Annotated in this window: 2 protein-coding genes and 1 tRNA gene; all 3 read left to right on the top strand. The window is 56.6% G+C overall.

Translation table 11 applies throughout. The features are described from left to right. On the top strand, positions 1-2,547 hold a 2,547-nt coding region (locus SMC5_RS04250), incomplete at its 5' end, for a CBS domain-containing protein (RefSeq protein WP_126854938.1). A gap of 65 nt (positions 2,548-2,612) precedes the next feature. After that, positions 2,613-2,687: transfer RNA gene (locus SMC5_RS04245), tRNA-Ile, on the top strand. A 278-nt stretch (positions 2,688-2,965) separates the two neighbouring features. Beyond that, complete coding sequence (locus SMC5_RS04240) at positions 2,966-3,748, top strand: serine hydrolase (RefSeq protein WP_165848969.1); 783 nt, start codon at positions 2,966-2,968, stop codon at positions 3,746-3,748. Positions 3,749-3,866 lie beyond the last annotated feature (118 nt).

Below are 3,866 nucleotides of genomic sequence, written 5' to 3'. Positions count from 1 at the left end.
GGACTGTCTCGGCTGTATGCCGGTGCGGTCCCAGTGTTGCCCGGGTCCCTCGAGCCGAACGTGGAGGAGTTCCTCCGGCTCTATGAGGGACGTTTTCGTTTTGTACGCATGCCTGCGCCGGTCTTGCTGAAAGAAGACATTGGGACAGTCATCCTGGCCGACACGATTGTCGCAGCCCGTCTCGGTGAGTACAAAGAGGTCCTCTCACTCCCTGGGGTAAGGCTGGTCGCCTATGACCATCATGAACCAAACTCCGCGAGCCTGGCACATATTGACGAGGGACATATCCGGAAGTGTGGAGCGACCGCGTCGCTTGTGACCGCCGTGCTCCGCGAGCAGCTGGTTCCCGTGAACCCGGACGAGGCTACACTTCTTGCGCTTGGCATCTATGAGGACACGGGCTCGTTGCTGTTCCCCGAGACGACGGCATTCGACGTCGAACAGGCAGCCTATCTGCTCAAGGCTGGGGCGAGTCTTTCCATGGTCGCCCGCTATGTCACCACCTACCTGGCTCCGGGGCAGCAAACAGCTCTCGAGAACGCGCTGAACAGTACACAGGTCAGGACAGTGGCTGGAGCACAGATAGCTTTTGCCATCGTGCATGCAGAGCGGAACGTCGGCAACCTCTCGGTCATCGTCAACCGACTGGCTCAGATCATCAAGGCAGAAGCGTTGTTTCTCATCTACCAGACACCCCAGGCGCTCTACGTTCTCGGGCGCAGTGATCGCCTGCTCAACGTCGCAGAGTTGCTTGCTCCTCTGGGGGGAGCAGGTCGGATCCATGCAGCAGCATCCATCCTGCGAGATGGAACCACTGCTGAGATCGCACAGGAGCACATTGTTTCCGCGATAACCGCGAGGCATGCCCAGTGGCACCAGGTCGTCCGCGATATCATGACGCCCCATCCCGCGACAGTTTCCCAAGACCGGTCCGCCGAACAAGCCTTACAGACAATGGTGAATCTTGGGTTCTCGGTGCTGCCGGTCGAACGTGATGGCCGAATTGTCGGTGTCGTGTCCAAGAAGGCCCTCGAGAAGACTTCCCTCACGCGACTCCAGCAGAAGCCTGTGCATTACTTCCTGAATACGCGCATTGCGGCCGTTCCCCTCACTGCAACCGTCGAGGAGCTGATACAGGCGTTCGGTACATATAACACAGGCCTCCTGCTAGTGATGGAAGAGGACTGCCTTCTGGGCGTCGTGTCGAGGTCCGATGTCCTCCACTACCTCAACAGCACGGCACATCCACAGAATGTCGTGGGGACAGCAGGCGTACGAGTCATCGCGCGTTCCGACCTCGATCGGCTGGGCGGAGGCGACACGGCTGCGACACTGGCCAGAATTGGTCAGATTGGCGATGCGGAGGAAAACCGCGCCTATCTAGTCGGCGGCTCGGTACGCGACGTCCTCCTTGGCAGGGTTCCCAACGATTTCGACATTGTCACGGAGAAAGACGTCTCGGGCGTTGCCGCGGCAGTCGCCAAGTCGTTTGATACCAACGTGATTTCTTATGGGCGCTTCATGACACACAAGGTTCGTATCCGAGAGCGGGACTACGATTTTGCAGCTGCTCGCCTCGAGTACTACGACTTTCCAGGTTCGTTACCCACGGTTGCTCCTGCATCATTGATGAAGGATCTGCTGAGGAGAGACTTCACCGTGAATACTCTTGCCATGTCCCTTTCAGAGAGCGATTTCGGCACCGTGGTGGATGCTACCGGAGGGCTCCGGGACCTCGAAACACGGACCATCCGGATGACGTATCCCGACAGCTTTATCGAGGACCCTGCGCGGATACTGCGCGCCGTGGCAGCTCAGACACGTCTGGGTTTCGTTCTCGAGGACGGCACCCGTGAGAAGGCGAGGGAAGCTCTTGAGCTCGGGCTCTTGAATGTCCGGCGCAACAAACGGGCGCAGGACGAGTTCAAGGAACTGCTCTTGGGCAGCAAGAGCGTCGCATGCGTCAAGGCGCTTTGCTTACTCGGATGTGGGCTCATTGGTCTTCCGCTCGTTCCGCCGCGGGCCGCAAAACTCCGACTCCTGTCCGCGCTCGACGAGGGTCTCCACGCGGCCGTGAACGGGATGGGGGCTCCTCCGTGGGTTGCGCCGCTTCTCGTGTGGCTGGGCAGCATTCCTTCTGGAGAATTGCAGGAGGTCCTCAAGGACTTCGGATTGAGCGATCGATTGGCTTTGGCGTGCCGGTCATGGCAGCAAAAGGAACGGACACTGCGCCGCCTTCTCGAGCAAGGAACATGTAAGGTGAGCAGTGTAGCAGAGGAACTTGAGGGCATCCCCTTGCCTATTCTCTCGGTTCTGGAGGGCCACCTCGCCGGATTGGAGACCACCGGACCCCGCGACCTCCTCATGACAGTCCTTTCACGGATGGACGAGCCGCCGCTGGCCTCAGGTGAGGACGTCGTGAGCCTCGGTATTCCCGAAGGACGACAGGTCGGACTGCTCCTCGACCAAGTGCGACGCCTCCAGCTGGACGGTATGATCGGCTCCAGGGAGGAGGCTGTGGCGTACCTATGCGCGCTGAAAGGTTGACGCACAGCCGTCCCCGCCTATAATAAAACCCGCGCAGGCCCTTTCCTGACGTGCGCACAACACTGGGGCCCATAGCTCAACGGTAGAGCAGGTGGCTCATAACCACTTGGTTCTTGGTTCGAATCCAGGTGGGCCCACCATGTGTGTTGTGACAGGAGACGGCAGCTCCTGCAGTCTCTGTACAAACCAACGCTCCAACTCCTCTTCGCGGAACCGCGACTTGTCGCATTTGGAGCACGAGTAGTAACCCTACTTCCCTCCATTCCCTTTCGAATTGCTCGCTGTCATCACAAACGGGCGGACCATGCTTCTATTCCATTTTGTCACGGGATCAAAAGTTCAGCCTGCTATTGAATACGCAGAAAGAAGGATAATATGGTCTTGGAACAAATGATAAATTGTCATGCAAGGGGAAAACATGGAAAACTGGCAGGAACAAGTACGTGCGCTGTTCGGTAGCGCTCAGGGAAAATTTGGGGTCTATGCCGCAACAGCAACAACTCCCCTATTTGAGTATCAGGCTTCGAGCATATTCCCGTCGGCAAGCACCATCAAGGTGCTCATCATGGCCGAGCTTCTTCGACAGGTAGAAGCAGGAACTCACTCGCTTTCCGAACATCCTGCCCTCCCGACGGCTCCAACAGGTGGATGCGGCATCCTCGAGTTCCTCAGTTCCGATTATCGCCCTGACCTTATGGATCTTCTCCATTTCATGATCTGCTCAAGTGACAATAAAGCCACAAATGTGCTCATCCACCTCACCGGAATGGATGCCGTCAATCAGCTGGCAGTGGACATCGGGATGACCAATACAAGGTTACGCCGTTTTATGATGGACACCGAATCCATGCAGCAGGGCATTGATAATACGACATCTCCGGCAGATATGGGGCGTTTCTTCAAACTACTTGCCTGCAATGAATTAGTCAGTTCCAGAGCGTCCGCCACCATGAAGACAATTCTCGGCCGTCAGCAATTTTCGCATATCATGATGTTGTTTTTGCCCGAAGGAATACAGGTTGAACACAAAACTGGCGGGCTTCCCGGATCGGTCCTCGATGTCGGACTTGTCTATAGTGCCAGGGACCCCCTCATCCTGTGCCTCATGGCGACGCAACTGGCCAATAATGGTGAAGGAGCAGTTATTCTTGGGAAAGTCGCTGAAATTATCTATAGAACTGGAAAGGAGAACTACGTATGAGAATCGTTGCTGTAAAATGTCTTCCAGTGAGCATCCCCCGGCTCAAAGAACTCAAGGTCGCATATGCAACGCGAACAGTTTACAACGGATTTCTGTTGCAACTTGTTACCGACACCGG

It is taken from the genome of Candidatus Cryosericum odellii, assembly GCF_003570935.1.
Lineage (GTDB): Bacteria > Caldisericota > Caldisericia > Cryosericales > Cryosericaceae > Cryosericum > Cryosericum odellii.
Note: the sequence above shows the minus strand (reverse complement) of the source record. Positions and strands in the feature narration are given on the sequence as shown.

Bases quoted from the DNA above. Each gene is read 5' to 3' on its own strand.
- SMC5_RS04240 (WP_165848969.1), top strand. From the start codon at position 2,966: ATGGAAAACTGGCAGGAACAAGTACGTGCGCTGTTCGGTAGCGCTCAG.